We start from the raw sequence: 22929 nt of genomic DNA, 5'->3' as shown, positions 1-22929 counted from the left end.
CACTTCCCGTTTTATGTCGAATAATAGTAAACTAAAAAACAGGGCTGTCAATAACCATGCTGACAGCCCTGTTTATTTATTCCGCTTCTTCCAACTTACGATTAAACGCAGCTAATTGTTTCTCTATTTGAATCAGTTGCTTTTCACCCTTCGAAGTATTTACGCCAAAAGATGTTGCTTTTTCAAGATCCCCTTGAATACGGATATAGTCAGACTTCAATTCTGCGATTTCCGCTTCTATTTCTTTTTTAATCATAAATATCACTCCCCATTATCAGTCTAGCTGAAATGGTGTTTACAAAACAAGAAATTAATTTAATATTGTCTATATAAAGGAGGCTCTCAATTTGGATGTTAAGTTTGAATTATCTCTTGAAAATTATAATAATAATGTTGAGTCGTTTCTGTTGGAAAGAGAAGCTTCAAATAACTTAATGCTCGGGATTCTCGACCGGCTTACCAATGATAGCGATTCCTATAAAAAAGGATTCCATTTAGGTTTAGTCGAAGAGGATGGTGAACTGATATATGCATTTATGCAGACTTCAACGAATAACTGGATACTTGCTGACATCGACTATGTACATAATAATGTTATTCGTAAGGTCGCAGCATTTCTTTGGGAGAGTAGAGTAAGTGTTCCAGGAGTATTGGGTCCGACTGAGGAAACAGAAATTTTTAGGAATGAATGGGAAAGGCTGACGCATACACATGCTACTATCAATATGAGGCAATTAATATATCAGATTGATCAAGTGAATATAATTCCAGAGACAAAAGGGCAGCTGCATCAAGCTAAACCCCAAGATCGTCCTCTCGTGAAAAATTGGCTAATCCAATTTGGTGTAGCAGCAAGTGAAAATATCTCTGAGGAAGATGCTGACCAGATGGCTCAATCGTTTATTTGTAATAGGACGCTCTATTTCTGGATGGTAGACGGCAAACCTGTTTCCATGGTTAATCGGTCAAGGAAAACGAAGAACGGTGCAACACTTAATGCTGTGTTTACTCCAGATGAATGGAAAAGAAATGGATATGCAACTGCTGCTGTAGCGAAATTAACAGAAAAACTGCTGGAAGATGGCTTTCAGTTTTGCAGTTTATACACGGATCTAGCCAATTCAACTTCTAACAATATTTATAAAAAGATTGGTTATTATGAAGTAGGCTCCTCAGTTGTGTATACATTTAACAATAGGCACCATTCGTAAATTTTTGTAACTAACTTATAGGTTTTGTGTCTTAAACAACAATAAATTACTAGAAGAGCCTAAAAAAAGTAGCATGAAGTATTCATGCTACTTTTTAATATATAAATAAACCTAATTAAATTAATGCGTCATCCTGATTAACTTTGGATTCCTGATATGTTTTATAAAAGTGAACAATGATGGTCTTTACAACTGCGTAAAACGGTACTGCAAAAAGAATTCCCAGAAAACCTGCAATGCTTCCAGCAGCTAGGATTAAGGTAATAACCGTTAATGGATGCAGCTTTAATGCACGTCCCATTACATTCGGCGACACAAAGTTACCTTCGATTTGCTGTGCAATAATCATTACAACTGTTACCCATACTGCCATCATTGGGTCCTGAAAAAAGCCAACGATGATAGCCGGAATAACAGCAAGAAATGGCCCGAGAAACGGGATAACACACATGATCATACCAAATAGTGCTAGTGTTAACGCATATTCCAGGTGAATTATTAAATACCCTATGAATAATAAGACACCAATACAAAAGCTGACAATCAATTGACCTTGGATATATGAAGTCAAAGCATCATCGATTTTGTGCATTAATGCACGAATGTTTTCAGCCTTTTTCTTTTCAAAGATTTGCGTCATAAATGGTGCGAACCTTTCGCCATCCTTTAACATGAAAAACAAGAAGAACGGTACAAGCACTAATGCAAAAACAAATCCAATTAGCTGACCGACAAAACCAAAAATAAATGACATGGCAGATTCTATGTGTGATTGTATGTTTGACATAAAATTATCGATGGTATTATTTACTTCTGGAGGTATCAGATTTTGGTTTGCTTGCCAGTATGTTATGATATCCTCGGCACCAGAAACCATTTTAGGTATATTATCAATCAGATTTGAGAATTGTTTTTGTGCAATTGGTACAATATAAGTAGAAATTAAAAACCCAAGTATAATTAAGAGCAGAAATACAATAATTATCGAAAACACACGATTAATTTTATATTTCTCTAAAAAATGCATCACAGGTTTTGTTAAATAAAATAGGATACCAGCGCCTACAATAGGTACAGCAACAGCACCCATATATTTAAAGATAGGATCGAAAATAAAATCGGTAACAGAAATAAGTAAGATTAATAGAAAAATAAGTATAAACATAGTTAATAGTTGAAACCAGCGTTTGTCGAGCACCATTATCACAACTTTCTTTTTAAAATTCATTATTCTCTATTCTAACTGTTTATGGCAATAATAGGAAGCTTACTTCATTATTTTCACCTGAAGCAGTTTCGAATAAACGTAATTTTTCATAGAGAAATAGAATATGGGCACAAAGTATGCTAGAATTTGAGCAAATGTATTCGTTTAGAAGAGGGGGATTACACCTTATGGATAATTGGAAAACAGCATATGAAAAATGGAGAACGTTTCAGCATCTTGAACCGTCATTAAAAAAAGAGCTGGAAAACATTAAGGATAACAAATCGTTAGAAGATGCGTTTTATAAAGAATTAGCTTTCGGTACTGGTGGTATGCGCGGGGTACTGGGACCTGGTATAAACCGTATGAATATCTATACAGTTCGAAAAGCCGTGTATGGCCTTGTTAATTACTTAAAAGTAAATTGTGTGAATGTTAGAGACCGAGGGGTAGTTGTCTCCTATGACTCCAGGTATATGTCTGAAGAATTTGCACTCGAAACAGCAAAGGTACTTGGTGAATTCGGCATAAAGGCGCACGTATTTAGCACATTGCACCCGACACCAGTGCTGTCATTTGCTGTGCGATACCTTGGAGCAGTCGCTGGAGTGATGATCACCGCTAGTCATAACCCGCCTGAATATAATGGGTTTAAAGTATACAATGAGGACGGGGGACAGATTACTCCAGATGAAGCAAGCGACATCACTGCTGCGATTCAAAAAGCCGATGATGAGTTGTCTATTCCGTACATGGAAGAGAGCGAGCTGAAAGAAAGAGAGTTACTTTCATGGATTGGCAGTGAAATTGATAATGCTTATTTGGAATGCTTGGAGCAAATTTCCAATTTAAATGAGGATGAGCGAGAGCAGGATAAAGACCTGCAAATTGTATTCACTCCCTTACATGGAACAGCTTATGATTTAGTGATGAAAGGTCTACAGCAATTAAACTTTAATCAGGTGGAGGTTGTGAAAGAACAAGCTGAACCAGATCCGGAATTTTCAACCGTTGATTCACCAAACCCAGAAGAACATCAGGCATTTAGTATGGCAATTGAACTAGGGAAACAGTCAAATGCGGATATTTTAATTGGTACAGATCCTGATGCAGATAGACTAGGTGTCGCTGTCAAAAATGATTACGGGGAGTATAATGTTCTAACCGGAAACCAACTGGGTTCATTATTATTGGACTATATCCTTTCACATAGTGAACAGGCATTACTTGCGAATGGACGTATGTTAAAAACAATTGTTACTTCAGAACTAGGTCGGGAAATTGCCGATTATTATGGTGTGAAGACAATTGATACATTAACAGGGTTTAAATTTATTGGTGAAAAAATTCGCCAATTTGATGCAACAGGTGAAACATTTGTGTTCGGTTATGAAGAAAGTTATGGCTATTTGATAAGTAGTTTTGCACGCGATAAAGACGCTGTCCAGGCAGCTGTACTCGCAAGTGAAATGGCTTATTTTTGGAAAAAACAAGGGAAAACGCTGCATGATGCGTTAGATGAACTCTATGAAAGACACGGGTATTACTTGGAAGGGATGTCTTCTTTAACGTTAAAAGGTAAAGAAGGTTCCGAAAAAATCGCTGCTATTATGAAAACTGTTCGAAAAGAGCCGCTTACTGAAATAGCAGGTTTACAGGTTCAGCAGGTTGAGGACTATGATTCTGGCGAGCGGACAATATTAGGAAGTGAACAATCGACTGAACAAATTGATCTGCCACAAGAAAACGTAGTGAAGTTCAAGCTTGAAAAAGATAGCTGGGTCTGCTTGCGACCATCTGGAACTGAACCCAAGATTAAATGTTACTTTGGTGTTTGCGGGTCGAGTAAACAGGAAAGCGGCGATCGCCTGGCTGCATTGAAGTCACATATGAATGAAGTAATAGATAAAATTTAAGAATACTTTTTGCCAATACGGGTATTGTATAAGAAACAATATATGTAATGGTAAAGTAGTGAACTGACCTAATAGTTGACATTTAACGGATAAAAAGGTTTAATTTAAGTAATATAATATTCCTAAAGGGGAGTAGCTGGACAATTATAGCCGTCATTTCGAGATAGTATCTCCGGCTTAATTGGCAACGTGCGTTGTTAGCGAGACCTTTACCATTAACAGGTAAGGGTCTTTTGTAATTGGTTCTTACCTGTTGGTGAGGACCATTTTTTTGAGGAGAGATTTAATTGGATATTCAGTTATTAGTTGAGTATTTATGGGTATTAGTCATATTAATCGGTCTTGAAGGTCTCTTGGCTGCGGATAATGCATTAGTATTAGCAATAATGGTGAAACATTTACCGCCAAAAAAACGTAAAAAAGCATTATTTTATGGACTTGCAGGGGCATTTGTCTTACGATTTGGTTCATTATTTATTATTTCGTTTCTAGTTGATGTATGGCAAGTACAAGCATTAGGCGCAGCATACCTGCTATTCATTTCCATCAAGCATTTATATGACAAGCTCTGGTCTAATAAGGAAGAAAAGAAGCCAAAAGAAGAAGGCAGTGGCTTCTGGATGACTGTGGTAAAGGTTGAATTTGCCGATCTTGCATTTGCGGTAGATTCTATTCTGGCAGCGGTAGCGCTTGCGGTTGCTCTACCACCAACAGGCTGGCCCAACGTTGGCAGCCTTGACGGCGGGCAGTTTGCTGTAGTGCTTGCCGGTGGTATGATTGGTCTGATCATTATGCGATTCGCTGCAAATGTATTTGTTGAATTACTGAATAAACGGCCTGGCCTTGAAATAGCAGCATTTGTTATTGTCGGTTGGGTAGGTGTGAAACTAGCATTAATTGTACTTGCCCATCCTGACATTGCTTGGATTCCACACGACTTCCCGCATTCTACAATCTGGAAACTGATTTTCTATGCAGTGTTAGTTGCTATTGCAGCTGCTGGGTGGTTTATGTCAGGTAAGAAAGAGGTAGAGGAAAAGGATTAAATTCATAAAGGAGTATTTCAATGCCTGTACAAATAAAGCGAATTTATGAAAAAGTTGAAACAAATGATGGTGTACGTGTCTTGGTAGATCGAGTCTGGCCACGAGGAATGTCAAAAGAAGATGCACATCTTAATCACTGGATGAAGGAAGTTGGACCGTCGAATGAATTGCGTAAATGGTTTGGGCATGACCCTGATAAATATGAAGCATTCAAAAAGAAATATAAAGAAGAACTTGAGAACGGTGATCAGCAGGAGGAACTCCAAAGACTAAAAGACTTAACAAAACAGCATAACAAAAATCTGACATTATTGTTTGCAGCAAAAAATGAACAATACAATCAGGCACGCGTTTTAAAAGAAATATTGGACCGGCAATAAGCGAAATCCCCACTATTAATTTAGTGGGGATTTTTTCGGCAGTTAAGAAAGTATAAATCCTTTCTTACTGCATAAGTGCAACTAAGGCTTATCTATATTAAGGCTTGCACTCCAAAGTATAAGGGATTCTAAGAAAGCAAAATACGCTTTTGTAACAATCCCTTTAACGAATGCCAAGTTTTCTAATAAAGTTTTTGTAAATTTAACTGCCTTCATGTGGTAAATATGTTATTTTAGTAGGAAGTAATTTGTAGGAGGAAAGGTTAATATGAAAAAGCAACGTTCACTGATTGAAATCTTAGGTGCATCGCTTAAGCTTGGACTTACTTCGTTCGGTGGCCCGGTCGCACATCTAGGTTATTTTAAAGAAGCGCACTTCCCTTTTTAAGTGAATTACGTAAACGTTCAAGTTTTCAAGGGATTCTAACTGGTGTCAATGCAAGTGTGGTTGGAATTTTACTTGCAGCACTCTATGCCCCTCTTTTTACGAGCTCGATTAATAACGGAGCTGACTTTGGACTTGCTGCAATCCTATTTGGACTGCTCCATTTCTGGGAAACACCTGCGTGGCTAATCATAATTATTGGTGTTATAGTTGGAACTGGAATAAGTTATATTTTTTAAACTTGAGGTGATTCGATGGCTGAGCATCATTTTCAATTAAAAGCAGATTGGCCTGGTGGACGAAATAGTACAGGTTCAATTGAAGCAGGGAATTTACAAACGAAAGTATCTATACCACCTGAAATGGATGGTCCTGGAGTAGGGACAAACCCTGACGAGATGCTATTAGGTGCAGCTGCAACGTGCTATCTGATTACATTAGCGGCTATGATTGAGCGAACAAAACTTCCATTAAAGGAAATGGGATTAGAATCAGAGGGCATTGTTGACGTAACAAAAGGTGTTATTACGTATAAAAAAATTATTCATAAGCCAACAGTTGCGTTACAGGAAAATGCGAGCCAGGATGAATATAATAAACTGGAAAAATTAGTTGAAAAAGCAGAAGCAAGCTGCATGATTTCACGTGCATTAAAAGGTAATGTTGAAATAGAATTACAAGCAGATATAACGTAGCAAGGTCGCATTTTGTGGCCTTGTTATTTTTTTGTCGATACCACTAGTAATTCATCTCTTGACAATTTATTCCGTCCAATTGTATAGTATTAAAACATACTATTTTGATAGGAATAATATATATTAGTGTGTATCGTTTTTATGTGCGGCATCATATAATGATGCTACAAGCATAAAGAACAATAAAAACAAAAAGGATAAAGGAGGAATTATCGTGGACTTAGCATATATTTTAGTGAACATCGCGGCATTAGCAGCAATCATTGGACTTCTTATTTACATGCAAAAGAAACATTTTTCATTTAGTAAACGTGTGTTCACAGGTTTGGGACTTGGTATCGTATTAGGTGCCATTTTACAGGCTGTATACGGTGCAGGGTCGGAAGTGTTATCACAGACAACCGAGTGGTATAATATTGTAGGCAGGGGATATATTAGCTTACTAATGATGATTGTCGTGCCTCTGGTTATGGTCTCAATTATTCAATCGATTATTAATTTGGAAAAAGGTTCAGAACTTGGGAAAATGGCAGGTTGGATTATTGGTATCTTAGTGGGAACCGCAATGATAGCAGCACTTGTAGGGATAGGAAGTGCCGCAATATTTGACTTGAATGCTAGTGAAATTGAGGCAGGTCAAGCAGAAAACGATCGAGGAACAATGCTGGAATCAAGATTAGGTGATATAGAGGATCTGTCTACACCTGAAAAAATTCTAAGCTTTATCCCGTCAAATATATTCCTGGATATGACGCAGCAACGATCTACATCTGTAATTGCAGTTGTAATATTCTCGATAATAATCGGTATCGCCGTTCTCGGTTTACGAAGAAAAAATCCGGAACAAGCAGAAATGTTTACGAATATAATGAACTCGATATATGCAGTGGTTATGCGAATTGTAACACTGGTTTTACGCTTAACACCATTTGGTATACTCGCATTAATGGCAAATACAGTAGCCAACACAGATGTTGCTGGGATTATGGAACTAGGTAAGTTTGTTATTGCTTCATATGTGGCATTAGCCGTCATGTTTATCATCCATCTTGTTATGGTAGGCGTATTCGGATTGAATCCAATGACTTACTTGAGAAAAGTGTTGCCAGTACTTGGTTTTGCATTTACTTCACGCTCAAGTGCAGGGACAATTCCGCTGAACATTCAAGCGCAACGAAACTCACTTGGTGTTGATTCCGGAATTGCCAATATGTCTGCATCCTTTGGTGCTACGATTGGGCAAAATGGTTGTGCAGGAATCTACCCAGCCATGTTAGCTGTTATGATTGCACCATCAGTTGGAATCGATCCGTTTACACCAGGATTTATCACGCAATTAGTGTTAATCATAGGTATAAGTTCATTTGGGGTAGCAGGTGTAGGTGGTGGCGCAACATTCGCCGCATTAATAGTGCTTTCATCAATGGGTCTTCCTGTTGCATTAGCCGGACTATTAATATCAATTGAAGCACTAATCGACATGGGTCGTACCGCATTAAATGTAAATGATTCGATGCTTTCAGGTACCTTAACATCACGTATAATGAAAAAATTAAACCTGAAAACCTTTAACGATAAAACAGCAATCGAACAAGAAACATCACTATAATTTTAAAAAGAGTCGCTCCAGATTGGGGCGACTATTTTTATTGCTTTAAAAGTAGATCAACTCGCGCGATTTGGCATGCAATTCGAGCGACAGCACCTCAAACTCGAGCGAGCAGCCCCAAACTCGAGCGAGCAGCGCCCAAACTCGAGCGACAGCACCTCAAACTCGAGCGAGCAGCGCTCAAACTCGAGCGACAACACCTCAAACTCGAGCGACAGCGCCCCAAACTCGAGCGACAGCACCTCAAACTCGAGCGACAGTACCTCAAACTCGAGCGACAGCACCCCAAACTCGAGCGAGCCAACACTCCAACCAGGATTACCTCTCCACAAGCCCCAAGATTTTATCCATTACTTGGGTTTTACCCACGTCAAAATAACCATCGAACGGGCATCCGTCCCTTTTCACACGTTCAACAACATTAGCAATTGTAAACGAATCAGGCGTGAGTCCTTCCTTAACTTCTTCCCAAAATAATGGTGCTGAAACTGTTGCATCATCTCTTTTTCGTGGTGAATAGGGGGCAATTAATGTTTTGTCTTTGCCATGCTGTAAATAATCAATATACAGGCGGTCTCCTCTGTTTTTCTTGAGTCGTTCAGTAGTAAATAATTCAGGGTGTTCCTTTTCAATTGTCCAGGCGATTGCTTGGGTGAAAACCCCTGTCTGATCATACGTCATGCTTTCGATAGGGATAGGAATGTGTATTTGCAGCCCTTTTCCGCCAGATGTTTTAACAAATGAAACTAATTCAAGGTTATCAAGCAATTGTTTCAGTATATTGGCAGCCTTAATAGCTAGTGGGAATGCCTCTCTGTCAGGTGGATCCAAGTCGAAAGCTATTTCCGTTGGGGTGTCATTGTCAGCCGATTGAAATGGAATATGAAATTCGACAGCTCCATGATTAGCAAACCACAGCAATGAACTCAATGAGTCGCAAATAAAGAACTCCTCATCCTCTACATAGACACTTGTTATGAAGGATGGCGCGTAATCAGGTAGATGTTTTTGAAAAAAAGATTCCTTATGTACCCCATCAGGACAGCGGATAACAGTTAAACGACGATCTTTAAGAAAGGGCAGCATGTAAGGAGAAACTTCCCTTATGTATATAAGTAAATCTCCCTTTGTCATACTAGTCTGTGGCCAGAAAATTTTATCTGTATTTGTAAGTTCAACTGTATTTGGAGGTAAGGTGATATCGAGCTTTAACTTATCCAATGTGCAATCGGAGGCATCCATATTTGGCAATATTTGATTAAACTCAGGCTCCCGTAACTCACTTTTAAATAAGTCTAACGTATTAATCTCAGCACATATTGCAGGAGGCAGTCTAAAACCGTCGCCTTCTTTTGCCCCATTTGAACGAAATAGTTTCTTCAAAGTATTAGATTCCTCATCATCCAGTCCGTGCTTACATTTGCCGATAGTAAGCACTTCATCATGATCAAAAACGCAAACAGTAAAATAGTCATTTTCAGTATTATAAAAAGTTAAAAACCCATTAATTTTACGCCAGTTTTTGATTTTAAACCAATCACTATGCTTCTTTTTATCTCCGTAGACGCTATTCAAACGTTTAGCGACTATGCCTTCACTTTTATAGTCAAATACCCTCGCCCACAATTCATCTGCATCATTTGTAAAAGGTACATAACGTAACAGGCTCTCAAACTGTCCCTTGTCAAAAATGACAGCAAGTTTTTTTTTGCGTTCAGCAAACTTTTCGTTGACTAGTGATTTACCCTCATTTTCCAGTAAATCAAACGCCATAAAGCTTGCTGGACGAGTTGCAGCAGCATTTTGAATTGGCTCTTTCTTTTTAAGACGTCCACGCTTTTGAATCCAGGAAAAATTGGCCTGGTACTCATTATTCAAAACAACCAATTCACCATCAACTCGGAGTGGAAGGTAATCCTCAATTGACGATTGCTTGGCCTGACAAGCCTGAATGATTTCTGGGAAATTTACAGTAAGATCTGTATCGTTTCTGCTTATTAAACGGATAGTCTCTTTCTCCCAATGCAGAACACAACGAAATCCATCATACTTTACTTCATAAACCCATTCAGCCCCGGTTGGAATTTGCTCACTGGCAATTGGCTTCATTATATTCACGGCTAACACACTCCTTTATATTAATGTTGCTCATACAATAGAAAAATATCAAAAGGATAAAAAAAATCTATGGCGGTACACTATGGTAAAAAGGGAGGTTATGCTAATGCACACGATGTGGAAGGGAACCATCAGCTTCGGACTTGTAAACATCCCTGTAAAGATGCATGCGGCGACTGAAAATAAAGACGTGAAATTACGACAGCTTCATAAAGAATGTCAATCTCCGATAAAGTATGAACGTACGTGTCCAGTATGTGATAGGGAGATTGAAAATGATGAAATTGTAAAGGCATATGAATATGCCAAAAATAAATTTGTTGTTCTGGATGATGAAGAGCTGGAAAACTTAAAGAAGGAACAGGCTGATAAGGCCGTAGAAATTGTTGACTTTGTAAAATTAGAAGAAATAGACCCAATCTATTTTGAAAAAAGTTATTTCCTATCACCGAGTGAAGGTGGAGGCAAGGCGTACAGTCTGCTGCGTTCTGCACTTGAGGACACAGGGAAAATCGGTATTGCAAAAATGATTATACGCTCAAAAGAACAGCTGGCGGTTATCCGTATTTATCAAAACACACTTGTAGTGGAAACAATTCATTTTCCAGATGAAGTTCGTAATGTCCAGGACGTGCCAAATGTTCCAGAAGAAGCCGATACACCAAAGAAAGAGCTGGATACGGCCAAAATGCTAATTGATCAATTAACGACAACCTTTGATCCAGAAAAATATAAAGATGAATACCGTTCCGCTTTATTAGATTTAATCGAGGAAAAGAAAAATCAGGAAGAAGTTACAACTGCAAAAGACAAGCCGAAGCCTGAGAAAGCAACTAATTTAATGGACGCACTGCAGGCTTCACTCGATCGTACTCAGGAAAGTGAGCAAAAAAAGACAAAAGAAAAGACGAAAAAGAAACCAGAACAGAAGACTAAATCGTCAACACAAAAGAAAAAGGCGGCTAAATAATTCGAGCATGTCACCTATCCTATAAGGAAGGGGCATGTTTCTTTTTAGCAGTCTTTTGTTGCAATCCCTTTACCAAGTTCCTAACATTCATATTTCATTTTTTCATTCCGTTTACAATTCAATAACAACCTCAATAAATTACTGGTTTACTAACGTATTACTGTTTTGAAACGGGTATAAAGATTATAGGGTTGGATGATTATGAACGTAAAAGGGATGAGAAGCATGGAACGAAATGCATTTTTTGATAACGCGAAAGTATTCTTAATTTTCCTCGTCGTATTTGGCCATATGATACAGCCATTTACGGATGATTCACGGGGAATGAGTTCATTTTATTTATGGATTTACACATTTCATATGCCAGCATTTATTTTCCTGGCAGGTTTTTTCGCAAAAGGATCAGGGAACAAGAAATATATATTGAATTTAGCTAAAAAGTTATTAGTACCATATATTATTTTTCAGGTACTATATACAGTTTATTACTTTTTCATTGGCAAAGAAGGCTGGCAGACGGGTATGTTCTATCCGCACTGGTCATTATGGTTTCTGTTTAGTTTATTCAGCTGGCATATATTGCTGTATTGGTTCAAAAAGATTCCAGCAGTTCTAAGCGTAATCACTGCTATAAGTATTGGCTTGGCAGTTGGCTATTTTGGAGAAATTGGACACACATTTAGTTTATCTCGCACATTCGTATTTTTCCCATTTTTCTTGATAGGTTACTGGCTAACACAGAATCATGTAATGTGGATAAAGCATAAGAGTGCAAAGATAGCATCTGTTGCAATTATAGCAACAGTAGCAGTAGCTATATATATTGCGCCTGATTTTAATTCAGGGTGGCTGCTTGCTTCTAAATCGTATAGTGATTTAGGTCAGCCAGAGTTTGGCTTGTTTGCACGATTACTCGTATATCTTACGTCAGCTATTATGGCAATCAGCGTATTAGCATGGATTCCTAAAGCTCATAATAAGTTCACAAAGTTGGGCACAAGAACATTATATGTCTATCTGTTGCATGGGTTTTTTATTCAATTTTTCAGGCAAGCAGGATTATTTGAGATAAATAACGTACTGGATCTAGTAGGTTTGGCTGCTATTTCGGCGGCAATTGTTCTTGTTTTATCTAGCAAACCAATCCAAGTAGTAAGTCAACCAATTATTGAAGGAAACATTTCAAAATTGAAAAGGCTGTTTAGTCGACCGGAAAATAAAGATCACCAACATCATGCTTAAGACAAAGTATATGGGAAAAGGAAGGTGAAGAGTGATGAAAGTATGTGTATTTGGAGCAAGTGGCTACACAGGCGCTTCGATATATCAGTTGCTAAAAGATAAACATGATATCGAAGTGGTAGGAACATTCTTAAGAGAACCGACTATGTTTGATGATTTATATAAACTAGATATTAATCAGCCAGAGTCATTTTCTGATTTCTTTAAAAAAGCTCAACCCGATGTGGTAGTATGGTCAGTGATGAGTGGGCCAAATGAGCATGAACTAGTAGATCAAGGGCTTATGCACTTAATAACGCATCTCACACCACAAACAAAACTAGTTTACATTTCATCGGATTTTGTATTTGCAGAAGGTAAAGGGCCATATAATGAGGATCATCCAATGTCAAAATTGCCTGATGACCATTTGCTGGCTAACTATGCGAATGCAAAAGTAAAGGCAGAACGTTTTATAACGAAAGAACTGACCAATTATGCTATATTGCGCGCTGGGCCGATTTATGGTGAGAATAAAATAGGTAAACTTGACGAACGAACTGATAAATTAGCTTATCATCTTCGGTCAGATAAACGAATTGCTTTTCGGGATGATTTAATCCGTACGTTTGTTTATGTTGATGACCTGGCGAATGTAGTTGTTGAATTGGTTCAAAATGATGTTACAGGTGTATATCATGTTGGGCCGAACAAGAGTCAAAGCTTCTATGAATTCATGCGGCAAAAGGCAGAGGAATTTGGCTACGATATGAATCTTGTCGAAAAGGAATCAGAGGAAGAGGTAGTGAATCAGGAAGTACCGAAAAATACTTCACTCGATACCAAAAAAATTACGGAAATAACGAAACAAAAATTTAGTTAAAACGTATACTATAATACCCCCTTTTATTAATTTATAAATTAAAGCAACCCACCATTATGAAATGGTGGGTTGTTTACTTGGCAGTTAAGAAAGTATAACTACTTTCTTACTGCATAAGTGCAACTAAGGCAATTCGCCCAAAGGCTTGCACCCCAGAGTATAAGGGGTTCTAAGAAAGCAAAGTACGCTTTCATAAGAATCCCTTTAACGAATGCCAAGTTTTCTAATGTCTTTTCTGTCAAAAACAACGAACTTTTAGAATTCAGCCTTTCTTTAAAATAACATATGCGCTATTAAGGTGATGATCGGCAATGTTATCAGTGTTCTTAAAAGGAAGATGATAAATAAATCTTTAAATGAGACAGGCACTTTGGAGCCAAGTAAAAGCCCACCAACCTCTGACATGTAAATTAGCTGTGTTACCGATAAGGCCGCAATAATAAATCTGGTTATTTCCGCTTCAATGGAAGATCCAATAATGGCAGGAAGAAACATATCGGCAAAGCCAATTAGAATAGTTTCAGACGCTGCTTGAGCATATGGGACTTGCATCAATTCCAATAATGGAATGAACGGAAGCCCAAGCCAGGTAAATACTGGAGTATATTCCGCGATAATTAAGGCAATTAAACCGAATGCCATTACGATAGGTGCAACTCCCATCCACATATCGAGGATGTTCTGTCCGCCTTCTTTAAAGAATTTAGTAATACTTGTTTCTTTTTTACTGCGATCCAATGCTTTTTTATAGCCGAATGTCAGTGTATTATAACCCTCGGGTATATCTTCTTCAATACCGCCCTGAGCTTCTGTAATATACGTATTTGCCTTTGTGGAAAGTGGCGGAATTCGTGGCATGATTAGTGCTGCAACAAACCCTGCTGCAATTACTGTTAAATAAAACGGAATAAACATATGCATTAGGTCCACTTCACTAATAACTACCAAGGTAAATGTAATTGAAACAACCGAGAACGTGGTACCAATAACGGCAGCTTCACGCTTCGTATAATATCCTTCCTCATACTGTTTACTCGTCAGAAGTACACCAATTGTGCCGTCACCGATCCATGATGCAAGGGAGTCAATTGACCCGCGTCCTGGCAGTTTAAACAATGGACGCATTATTTTAGTCATCAATGTACCGAATAAGTCTAACAAACCGTAATTCATTAATAATGGCAGAAATAGGCCAGCAAATAAAAATACAGCGAAAAGTACATGCAGTAAGTCACCTAATAATAGTTGTCCCGTAGCTGGTCCATGTATTGCTTCAGGACCTATTCGGAAATAAACCATGATTGCAAAAATGGCTGCAAGGACACGAGTTATTACCCAAAATGTACTTACATGAAATAACTGTTGAAAAAATGGTGTCTTGCTAAAAGCTTCTTTACCAAGCAACCTGGCGACAATGGTCATGATTGCAGTTAACGTAATAATTATCATCATGATCGCTGATAACTGATTACCAAGTAATTCCTGTATCCAATCAGCTAAAACAGCAATCGGAATTGTCATGCCACCATCAGTACCAACAGGAGTCATAAACAGGAATATTCCAAGAAGCGATGGGATAATAAATTTTAAATGGTTGCTAATTTCATACGAGTTATTTTTCATGATATCCCCCTAAGTGAAAATCTTATATTTCTATTATAAAGTATTCGAAAAGATATGACTAGGAAGGACAAAAGGCTGATCATCCAGATGGATGATCAGCCTTTCGTATGAGTTATTTTTTCCCGTTATTTGATTTTAACTTAATCTCATATTCAAATGGAACTGGGTCTGTTTGATCGGAAGGTGCTGAATACCAGGTTGTCATGTAGTTGGTTCCCTTTTTGAATAATTGTCTTAATTGTAATGCATCTTCTTCCATAACATTAAATGGATCTACATGTTTTACTTTGTATTTTCCATGCTTGTCTTTATTGACAAATGTAACGGAGTAGTTAACGTAGTCTTCTGCTAGCTCTGCTTTCGACAGGAAATCATCCGTATTAGAGCCATCAAAACTTAAACCGATTTCCGGGATTGCGATATTGTCAACAAACCATCCGGTGTCATTGTATCCCCAATCTGTTAAATAGCGGAAGGAGATGTGAACCTGCTGACCAGCATATTCGGAAAGGTCAAAGCTTTCTTGCTCCCAGTCTTCAGAATGTCCAGTAAATCCAGGCAGGTTTTCCTTAATTTTTGGATAGCCCTCAGCAACTATGTCGGAACGGGTGTTTTCATTAGCAAGACTAGTCCATGTCTGGCCATTGTCAGTGGAGACCTGGACAGCACCGAAATCCCACTGTTCTTCAATGTCCATAAAGTGATCAAAATTAAGTGTTGCCTCAGATACATTGGACAAATCAGCCTCAAAAATTAAATTATGATCAGCTTCATGTCCTTCATTACCCCAGAACACATCGTTCTCTGAACCAAGAGGATCTGCAACAGTCTCCCACTTCATTGGTAAGAAGTCAATGCCATTAAAAGTGATATCCTTAATTTTACTGTCAAAATCTAATACCTTATAGTCAGCGCCCCATGCTGGTACACCATCTTTCTCATATTGTTTTGCTTTTTCAAAATTGACCGTTGTGCCACGTTCAGTTCCTTCGTCATCAACAGGAAGCTCACGTAAGTCAATTAGGTCGAAGCCATAAATACCTTTTTTACCTTTCACATTATCAGGTTCGTCCATCAAAACAGCTGTCACGAATTTCTCGTAAACACTCTGGAATGTTTCGTCTATTCCGTTGTCCTGATACGCCTGGTTGTAGCTTTCAATTGAAGTCAATGGACTTTTGGCAACATCTAAAATGAAGTCCTGTCCAAATTGTTCATAGTTGTAAAGGGTAAATAAGTAAACTAATCCATAGTCGGCAATTGTTTCCGGACCTGTTTCAGCATTTACATGGTCATCCCAACTTGTTAATGAATTCTCTGGGTGGTCTAGCAGGAAATTGATTGATCCAGCATCATGGCCATAACCGCCTAGGTATTCGGAAAATGTTGAGAATCCTTCGTTCAGCCATGATGTTTCAGTAGGGTCATTGTCAGCATGGATCAAGTGTTGCATTTCATGAATGGTGGTGGAGAAGAATGTACCTTCTAATCGTTCTTCCCAATTATTCGCATCGATTGTAATTATGTTACGATCCATATACATCTCTAATGTTTGCCAGAAGAATCCTGCAACAAAGAATGGATAGGTAGGATCCGTGTAGTTGTCATCTTTAATATTATCCACCAGCATGATTACTTTATCGGTGCCATCCTCTGATTGATAATAGCCCTCTGGCAGACCAACCATCCCAGGTAATGGTGAATTACTTCCATCTAGCGAATCTGGTGTTCCAAAGAAACCTGTTACGGTCGAATATATATTCGAATCAAATTCGTCACGTAACTTGTCTACTTGTTCTTGTGTGACAACTTGTGGATCTCGAGGGTCACCTTCAGGAAAACTAAGGTCATTAGCAACCCAAATCTCTACATTATTACCAACACTGCGTAAAGTAAAATTCTTAAACGCAAGATCACGATCTAAGAATAGTTTGGTTCCACCATCATAGGTGAAATTTCCATCAGTATTTTGAGCTGAGCCGTCATCTTCTTCACCATCATTTAATTCTTTAGCAGATTCCCTGATGATCTGTGCCGATTCTTTTTGGAAATCCTCATCCTCAGACAACTTGTTCAGGTGAGACGTAATATCTACTGTATCACCATAACGTTCTTTGTCCCAATTGGTTACTTCATCTGCCTGACCTGATGCATCGTTAGCTGCTGCTGGAGCTGCCAACGATAAAATCAATGCGCTTGCTGAAATAAATGCTACTAACTTCTTCATAAAAAACCTCCCTGGATTCATAGTATTATATAGTAGAAATTCACTACATACTTCTATTATAAACAAGCTTTTACTAATTTTCAAAATATTAGGAATAGTTAATTGTGCCTATTTTACCGACTATTTTCTCACCTGTATAGGCATAAAGACTCATTTGTTGCGCAGAAAAATCAATTTATCGACAGAACTGTACATGTTTTGGGTGAGGGTTAAATCAGGATACACATTTAAAGATTAATTATGAATAATTATGATACAATTATTGAAACGATGGATTTTTGCCAAACTTAGCTAACAAAGACGATTCTTTCATTACCGGGGCTATGTTAGACTGACTGAAAAATAGGGAAAGCTATTAACAATGGCATAAAGAGCAGCATATAAAGCTGATATACCATTTCTATTTATTGCTAGAGAAAATTATTTTTGCGATGATTGTGGTAGGTGCTTGTATAATTATATGCTCAGTAATCAGCAAATAATTGGTGGCACCTTTGCAGGAGTATCTTTAGTAACGCTTTTTAGTTTGCACTTATGCAGTAAGAAAAGGTGTTATACTTTCTTACCTGCTAAAAAAACACTATTAATTTATAATTAGAAGCCAGTAGGGGGTGTATAGAATGAGTGATATTTTAAGAAAAGGATTTTTGTTAGGCCTTGGAGCAGCAGTAAGTGGGAAGGAAAAGCTTGATAGAAAACTCCAGGAGCTCGTTGACAAAAATGAGTTGTCACAGGAGCAAGCAAGGACTGTCATGCGTAACTTCGTTGAAAAGGGTGAAATGAAAACAGACGAATGGAGCACGAAGCAATTTGAACAAACGCAAGATATGGCAAAGGAACTTGGTATAGCTACTAAAGAAGAGATCAACGAATTACGTGCACGCATCTCAGTATTAGAAGAAAAGCTGGATGAAGAATAGAATGAAAGCAGGTTTCTGAAGGTTAAGTGGTTCAGTTTCGGAGTACGAGGGTAAAATTCGTACTCTTAATTGAACTGCTTTTTTTGTCAAAAGGGCATTTTCCAAATAGGAATTTGCTCTTTTTTTGATAGATGCATAAATATTTGTGAGTATCATTTATCCGAGCCATTTTACGAACTAATGTTTTATCAAAGTACTACGATCGTTGATTGGAACGGAAAGCGTCCGCCTGCAGTGGAAATCAACAGGCTTAGTACATTTACAAATAGTTTAGATTTACTGCTTTATTGTTGAATTATGAAAGGTGAAATAAGGGCTGCTGTGTCCGAAAATAAAAGGTTGGCGAACAACCAAGTTTTCAATGTTTTTGGTGGATAAAAGTGGTTTCCCTAAGTAAATGTTTAATACCACAAAAGAAAGGATAATAGTCCATTAAAATGACAACTTGTCAGAAGGCTGATGATCCCGATGAAAAAATTAGTATTAATACCTATATTTCTATTATTAACAGGCTGTGAGATTACTGTACTCAACCCAAATAGTGAGACAGGAAATGATCAGGCGTTCTTAATCGTGTTCAGTTTTGCACTAATGATGATTGTTATGACTGTTGTCGTTTTATTGTTTGCAAGGTTTGTCTGGAAATATCGTGAAACAGATAAAAATAGGGGGACTATTCCAGATGATGTAAAAGGAAATAAAAAGCTAGAAATAACTTGGACCGTGTTGCCAGTTTTGTTACTTGTGGTACTTGCTGTTCCTACAGTTGCCATTACATATGAACAATCACCTGATAAATCTGTAGAAACACAGGAAAAAGCTACACATGTTGAAGTTACCGCACAACAGTTTGCTTGGACTTTCACGTATGAAAATGGAAAGGAAACAATTAATCAATTAGTTATTCCAGAAGGAGAGACGATTGTTTTCCATTTAAAATCAAAAGATGTTATACATTCTTTCTGGGTTCCAGAGTTGGCAGGGAAGACCGATGTTCTGCCGAATAAAGAGCTCATTTATGAAATCAAAGATGCAGAAATCGGAACATATGCAGGGAAGTGTGCTGAGTTTTGTGGGACACAACACGCTAAAATGCGTTTTACCACAAAGGTGGTTTCTGAAGAATCTTATAATCAATGGCTGAAAAAATAAACGAAAAGACAGCATGGAATTCGGAATAGAGGTGTAACAAATGTCCATACCATTTTTGAATCAACTATTTTCTTTGCCATCAGACGTCATATCGGCATGGATTCTGACGATTATCATGGGAGCATTTTTAACGATATATGTTTTTAAAAAAAAGAAATGGCCAATTATATGGCAATTCATGCGTACTACAAATCATCGGAAAATAGGAACGCTCTATATATTGTTTGGTATTCTATTTTTTCTTCGAGCTGGAATAGATTCATTGTTAATTCGTACCCAGTTAGCAGTTCCAAATAATGATTTCTGGGTATTTCAAGGCGATAAATATAATGAACTCTTTACAACACACGGCACAATGATGATTTTCTTTGTGGCAATGCCATTATTAATCGGGCTTATGAATGTCGCTGTACCGTTACAAATAGGTGCCAGAGACCTGGCATTTCCATTTTTGAACGCGGTTAGCTTCTGGCTGTTTTTAGCTGGTGCTATCTTATTTAATATGTCATTTTTCTTTAATACTGCCCCGAATGCTGGGTGGACTGGTTATGCACCTCTTTCTACAGAAGTTTTCACACCAGATGTTGGTAATGATTACTATGTGTTTGGTCTTCAGGTATCGGGCCTTGGAACGATTTTTTTTGCGATTAATATGATCGTTACCATTATACGAAACCGTGCTCCTGGTATGAAGCTTACTCGTATGCCCCTTTTTCCATGGTCAAGTTTAATCACGTCATTTTTAATGCTAATCGCCTTTGGTGTCCTGTCGATTGCTCTATACTTATTAATGTTTGATCGGATGTTTGGTACAGCATTCTTCTCTGGTAATGAAGGTTCACCTGTCTATTGGCAGCATCTATTTTGGATTTTTGGTCATCCTGAGGTGTATATTCTTGTCCTGCCTGCGTTTGGTATTTTCTCGGACGTCATTTCAACTTTTTCGAAAAAACGGATATTTGGCTATCCGGCGATGGTCGTGTCGATTGCCTTAATAGGGTTTCTTGGCTTTATGGTTTGGGCACATCACATGTTTACCGTAGGATTAGGACCAATGGCTAATACATTTTTTGCTATTACGACGATGCTTATTGCTGTTCCAACTGGAATTAAAATATTTAATTGGCTTTTTACGATTCGAGGTGGTGTTGTCAGGGTAACCACGCCAATGCTTTTTGCGCTTGGTTTTATCCCTACTTTCGTTATGGGTGGCGTAACAGGGGTTATGCTCTCAGTTGCAGCAGCGAATTTTCAGTACCATGACAGTCATTTTGTTGTGGCACACTTTCACTATACGATAATTGGAGGTACTATTTTAGGTATTTTTGCTGGTCTGTACTATTGGTATCCAAAAATTACTGGCAAAGTACTCGATGACAAACTGGGTAAATGGCATTTCTGGCTATTTGTGATTGGATTTCATTTAACCTTTTTACCGATGCATATTACTGGTCTGGAAGGGATGCCACGCCGCGTTTTCACATACCAATGGAGTGACGGAATATTCCTTTTAAATCTGACAAGTACAATTGGCGCGTTTTTAATGGGGAGCAGTATGCTATTTCTCGGTTGGAATATCTATAAAACTCATAAATATGGTTTAAACACTGGTAATGATCCATGGAACGGACGTACGCTGGAATGGACTGTGAGGTCTCCTTCACCGGAACATCCATTTGAACCGATGCCGGTTGTGAGAGAAATTGATCCATATTGGTATGCAAAAGTTAACAAACGAAGAATACGAACAACTGCTAATGTACGCCCAGCACCTATTTCGGTAAATACTATTTTGCCAGTACTGTTTGCATTTTCGTTATTTGTTATAAGTATTGGCATGATTTATACATGGTATTGGATATCAGTCATTGGAGGTACCTTCACTTTCCTTTTACTAATTGTTCGTTTTTTGAATGATGAACGGAAAGCGTACTATAGGGAGGAACATTCACATGAATGAACAGCAAGCGGTTTTATTTAAGGATAGACAGTTCGGATTTTACATTTACTTATTTGTCGAGAGCATTATGTTCGCTACATTATTTGCGACATATTTGATCTTCACGCCATCTTCTGGGGGGCCTGAGCCGAGTGAAGTATTCGAGGCAAACAGTGTTATTCTGTCATCGATTTTTCTATTATCCAGCAGTGGTACATTGATAATAGCAGAAAAGGGTTTAAAACATCATCAAACTGCTAAAATTGTAGTTGGCATTGGCGTAACACTATTACTCGGACTACTATTCTTAAGTCTTGAAATTCATGAGTTTTATAAATATGCAGAGGAAGGTTACAGCATTGGAGTGAATAATTTCCTTTCATCGTTTTATGTACTTGTTGGACTACATGCAGCACATGTTATGTTTGGCATATGTTGGATGATACTGCTGCTTATTCAATACACTAGGAAAATACCATATGGACTTTATACAGAAAAACAATCAATATTTGCGTACTATTGGCACTTCGTTGATGTTATTTGGGTGTTTATTGTTATTCTTGTTTATCTCCCTTACCTAGTGTAGAATTTGAATAATAGGTAATAATTACCATCATTATTCCTGAAACGGTAAAATATAGGGATATTTTATCAGTAAATTAAACAATTTAGCAAATTTTCTGTTGATTACCTTTATAATTAACGGTACAATTAAAAAAGGGGAAAAATACGGTTGCACCACAATAGGGGGGATATAGCGTTATGAAAAGCTTTTTGCATCTACTGGAGGATACGGAAGAAAAGCTTGGAAGGCGATTGTATAAGAACGAAGTAGAGTTTTTACAATGGGTTTATGAGCGCTATACGAGGGAACAACAGCAGGTGAATGCTTAAGGTGTTTTCCATTAAACATACATAATGAACATTTGAACGATATATCGGATTAAGCCCAAAAAGTCTTGGAGATAGCATTCAAGGCTTTTTGTAATTCTGCTGAAAGTGTTATAATTAATTGAGTTCAGATTGAAAAAAGGAGTGGTCATCATGGCAGTGGAAACTGATACAATCATTCAGAAAATGATGAAAGAATTAACGCAAGCACAGCAAAAAAACAATGATAATGCTGTGGTGCAAAAACATATTGCTAATGTACAGCTTCTTTGTGAACTAATATTGGAAGAAAAGCCAAAATCTAATAGTAGTGAGATTTCAACGGAAGAAATGAAAGCGATGATCGGACATAGCAATAATGGTCGAAAAGAAAGCACAACACATCGTGAAATTGAAGATAGTGACGATGCAAATGGAAGTTCTATATTCGACTTTTAACAACATTAGAAAACTTAGCTTATCGCAGCCTTTATATAGATAAGCCTTAGTTGCACTTATGCAGAAAGGAAGTATTTATACTTTCTTAACTGCTGAAA

At 37.8% G+C, this 22929-nt stretch carries 21 protein-coding genes; 16 read left to right on the top strand and 5 right to left on the bottom strand.

All coding sequences use genetic code 11. From position 1 onward, the window contains the following. Positions 1-76 precede the first annotated feature (76 nt). Positions 77-256: an SE1832 family protein gene (locus tag J2Z82_RS09005; protein ID WP_209480466.1), complete on the bottom strand. Its 180-nt coding sequence runs from the start codon at positions 254-256 to the stop codon at positions 77-79. Between the two features lie 91 nt (positions 257-347). On the opposite strand from J2Z82_RS09005, the gene J2Z82_RS09000 reads away from it, so the two are divergent. Beyond that, the gene (locus J2Z82_RS09000; protein WP_209480465.1) at positions 348-1211 is read left to right on the top strand and encodes a GNAT family N-acetyltransferase; all 864 of its coding nucleotides are present in this window, start codon (positions 348-350) and stop codon (positions 1209-1211) included. 115 nt (positions 1212-1326) lie between these two features. On the opposite strand, the gene J2Z82_RS08995 is transcribed toward J2Z82_RS09000, so the two are convergent. Further along, positions 1327-2439, bottom strand: a complete 1113-nt coding sequence (locus J2Z82_RS08995) for an AI-2E family transporter (protein ID WP_245251297.1) — start codon at positions 2437-2439, stop codon at positions 1327-1329. Between the two features lie 167 nt (positions 2440-2606). On the opposite strand from J2Z82_RS08995, the gene J2Z82_RS08990 reads away from it, so the two are divergent. From J2Z82_RS08990 to J2Z82_RS08965, 6 genes are all read left to right on the top strand, one after another. Next, the gene (locus J2Z82_RS08990) at positions 2607-4334 is read left to right on the top strand and encodes a phospho-sugar mutase (RefSeq protein ID WP_209480464.1); all 1728 of its coding nucleotides are present in this window, start codon (positions 2607-2609) and stop codon (positions 4332-4334) included. 287 nt (positions 4335-4621) lie between these two features. Next, positions 4622-5380 (top strand): TerC family protein, encoded by a 759-nt coding sequence (locus J2Z82_RS08985; protein ID WP_209480463.1) that lies wholly within the window; start codon positions 4622-4624, stop codon positions 5378-5380. A gap of 20 nt (positions 5381-5400) precedes the next feature. Next, positions 5401-5760, top strand: coding sequence for a DUF488 domain-containing protein (locus J2Z82_RS08980; RefSeq protein ID WP_209480462.1), 360 nt, complete (start codon positions 5401-5403; stop codon positions 5758-5760). Positions 5761-6180: 420 nt separating this feature from the next. Further along, positions 6181-6384 (top strand): hypothetical protein, encoded by a 204-nt coding sequence (locus J2Z82_RS08975; protein ID WP_209480480.1) that lies wholly within the window; start codon positions 6181-6183, stop codon positions 6382-6384. 15 nt (positions 6385-6399) lie between these two features. Further along, positions 6400-6840 (top strand): OsmC family protein, encoded by a 441-nt coding sequence (locus J2Z82_RS08970; RefSeq protein WP_209480461.1) that lies wholly within the window; start codon positions 6400-6402, stop codon positions 6838-6840. Between the two features lie 214 nt (positions 6841-7054). Then, positions 7055-8449, top strand: coding sequence for an L-cystine transporter (locus J2Z82_RS08965; RefSeq protein WP_209480460.1), 1395 nt, complete (start codon positions 7055-7057; stop codon positions 8447-8449). Positions 8450-8767: 318 nt separating this feature from the next. Here the strand turns inward: J2Z82_RS08965 and J2Z82_RS08960 are convergent, their stop codons facing one another. Then, positions 8768-10558, bottom strand: a complete 1791-nt coding sequence (locus tag J2Z82_RS08960) for a DNA ligase D (protein WP_245251313.1) — start codon at positions 10556-10558, stop codon at positions 8768-8770. 115 nt (positions 10559-10673) lie between these two features. Between J2Z82_RS08960 and ku the strand changes: the two genes are divergently transcribed. From ku to J2Z82_RS08945, 3 genes are all read left to right on the top strand, one after another. Next, on the top strand, positions 10674-11537 hold the full coding sequence (gene ku, locus J2Z82_RS08955) for a non-homologous end joining protein Ku (RefSeq protein ID WP_209480458.1): 864 nt from the start codon (positions 10674-10676) through the stop codon (positions 11535-11537). Between the two features lie 225 nt (positions 11538-11762). Next, positions 11763-12779: an acyltransferase family protein gene (locus tag J2Z82_RS08950; protein ID WP_209480457.1), complete on the top strand. Its 1017-nt coding sequence runs from the start codon at positions 11763-11765 to the stop codon at positions 12777-12779. A gap of 34 nt (positions 12780-12813) precedes the next feature. Further along, on the top strand, positions 12814-13641 hold the full coding sequence (locus J2Z82_RS08945; protein ID WP_209480479.1) for a sugar nucleotide-binding protein: 828 nt from the start codon (positions 12814-12816) through the stop codon (positions 13639-13641). A gap of 273 nt (positions 13642-13914) precedes the next feature. Here the strand turns inward: J2Z82_RS08945 and J2Z82_RS08940 are convergent, their stop codons facing one another. Both J2Z82_RS08940 and J2Z82_RS08935 read right to left on the bottom strand, forming a co-directional pair. Further along, positions 13915-15264, bottom strand: a complete 1350-nt coding sequence (locus J2Z82_RS08940) for a YjiH family protein (RefSeq protein ID WP_209480456.1) — start codon at positions 15262-15264, stop codon at positions 13915-13917. 112 nt (positions 15265-15376) lie between these two features. Further along, complete coding sequence (locus tag J2Z82_RS08935; RefSeq protein ID WP_209480455.1) at positions 15377-17491, bottom strand: choice-of-anchor J domain-containing protein; 2115 nt, start codon at positions 17489-17491, stop codon at positions 15377-15379. A 620-nt stretch (positions 17492-18111) separates the two neighbouring features. Between J2Z82_RS08935 and J2Z82_RS08930 the strand changes: the two genes are divergently transcribed. The 6 genes from J2Z82_RS08930 (at position 18112) to J2Z82_RS08910 (ending at position 22831) form a co-directional block, all read left to right on the top strand. Then, positions 18112-18411, top strand: a complete 300-nt coding sequence (locus tag J2Z82_RS08930; RefSeq protein WP_209480454.1) for a phasin family protein — start codon at positions 18112-18114, stop codon at positions 18409-18411. 468 nt (positions 18412-18879) lie between these two features. Continuing rightward, the gene (gene coxB, locus J2Z82_RS08925; RefSeq protein WP_209480453.1) at positions 18880-19563 is read left to right on the top strand and encodes a cytochrome c oxidase subunit II; all 684 of its coding nucleotides are present in this window, start codon (positions 18880-18882) and stop codon (positions 19561-19563) included. A gap of 40 nt (positions 19564-19603) precedes the next feature. Further along, positions 19604-21523, top strand: a complete 1920-nt coding sequence (locus tag J2Z82_RS08920) for a cytochrome c oxidase subunit I (RefSeq protein ID WP_209480452.1) — start codon at positions 19604-19606, stop codon at positions 21521-21523. Next, positions 21516-22088, top strand: coding sequence for a cytochrome c oxidase subunit 3 (locus J2Z82_RS08915; protein WP_209480451.1), 573 nt, complete (start codon positions 21516-21518; stop codon positions 22086-22088). The genes J2Z82_RS08920 and J2Z82_RS08915 overlap by 8 nt, the downstream gene beginning before the upstream one ends. A 176-nt stretch (positions 22089-22264) precedes the next feature. After that, positions 22265-22396: a hypothetical protein gene (locus J2Z82_RS19595; RefSeq protein WP_280922987.1), complete on the top strand. Its 132-nt coding sequence runs from the start codon at positions 22265-22267 to the stop codon at positions 22394-22396. A gap of 150 nt (positions 22397-22546) precedes the next feature. After that, positions 22547-22831, top strand: a complete 285-nt coding sequence (locus J2Z82_RS08910; protein WP_209480450.1) for a YwdI family protein — start codon at positions 22547-22549, stop codon at positions 22829-22831. Positions 22832-22929 lie beyond the last annotated feature (98 nt).

The organism is Virgibacillus litoralis, from assembly GCF_017873675.1.
Lineage (GTDB): Bacteria > Bacillota > Bacilli > Bacillales > Amphibacillaceae > Lentibacillus > Lentibacillus litoralis.
The sequence above is the reverse complement of the archived record's forward strand: the minus strand, read 5'-3'. Positions and strand labels throughout refer to the sequence as shown.

Coding starts and splice junctions, on each gene's coding strand:
- J2Z82_RS09005 (WP_209480466.1), bottom strand. CDS start 256: ATGATTAAAAAAGAAATAGAAGCGGAAATCGCAGAATTGAAGTCTGAC.
- J2Z82_RS08995 (WP_245251297.1), bottom strand. CDS start 2,439: ATGAATTTTAAAAAGAAAGTTGTGATAATGGTGCTCGACAAACGCTGG.
- J2Z82_RS08990 (WP_209480464.1), top strand. CDS start 2,607: ATGGATAATTGGAAAACAGCATATGAAAAATGGAGAACGTTTCAGCAT.
- J2Z82_RS08980 (WP_209480462.1), top strand. CDS start 5,401: ATGCCTGTACAAATAAAGCGAATTTATGAAAAAGTTGAAACAAATGAT.
- J2Z82_RS08970 (WP_209480461.1), top strand. CDS start 6,400: ATGGCTGAGCATCATTTTCAATTAAAAGCAGATTGGCCTGGTGGACGA.
- J2Z82_RS08960 (WP_245251313.1), bottom strand. CDS start 10,558: ATGAAGCCAATTGCCAGTGAGCAAATTCCAACCGGGGCTGAATGGGTT.
- ku (WP_209480458.1), top strand. CDS start 10,674: ATGCACACGATGTGGAAGGGAACCATCAGCTTCGGACTTGTAAACATC.
- J2Z82_RS08950 (WP_209480457.1), top strand. CDS start 11,763: ATGGAACGAAATGCATTTTTTGATAACGCGAAAGTATTCTTAATTTTC.
- J2Z82_RS08945 (WP_209480479.1), top strand. CDS start 12,814: ATGAAAGTATGTGTATTTGGAGCAAGTGGCTACACAGGCGCTTCGATA.
- J2Z82_RS08940 (WP_209480456.1), bottom strand. CDS start 15,264: ATGAAAAATAACTCGTATGAAATTAGCAACCATTTAAAATTTATTATC.
- J2Z82_RS08935 (WP_209480455.1), bottom strand. CDS start 17,491: ATGAAGAAGTTAGTAGCATTTATTTCAGCAAGCGCATTGATTTTATCG.
- J2Z82_RS08930 (WP_209480454.1), top strand. CDS start 18,112: ATGAGTGATATTTTAAGAAAAGGATTTTTGTTAGGCCTTGGAGCAGCA.
- coxB (WP_209480453.1), top strand. CDS start 18,880: ATGAAAAAATTAGTATTAATACCTATATTTCTATTATTAACAGGCTGT.
- J2Z82_RS08920 (WP_209480452.1), top strand. CDS start 19,604: ATGTCCATACCATTTTTGAATCAACTATTTTCTTTGCCATCAGACGTC.
- J2Z82_RS08915 (WP_209480451.1), top strand. CDS start 21,516: ATGAATGAACAGCAAGCGGTTTTATTTAAGGATAGACAGTTCGGATTT.
- J2Z82_RS19595 (WP_280922987.1), top strand. CDS start 22,265: ATGAAAAGCTTTTTGCATCTACTGGAGGATACGGAAGAAAAGCTTGGA.
- J2Z82_RS08910 (WP_209480450.1), top strand. CDS start 22,547: ATGGCAGTGGAAACTGATACAATCATTCAGAAAATGATGAAAGAATTA.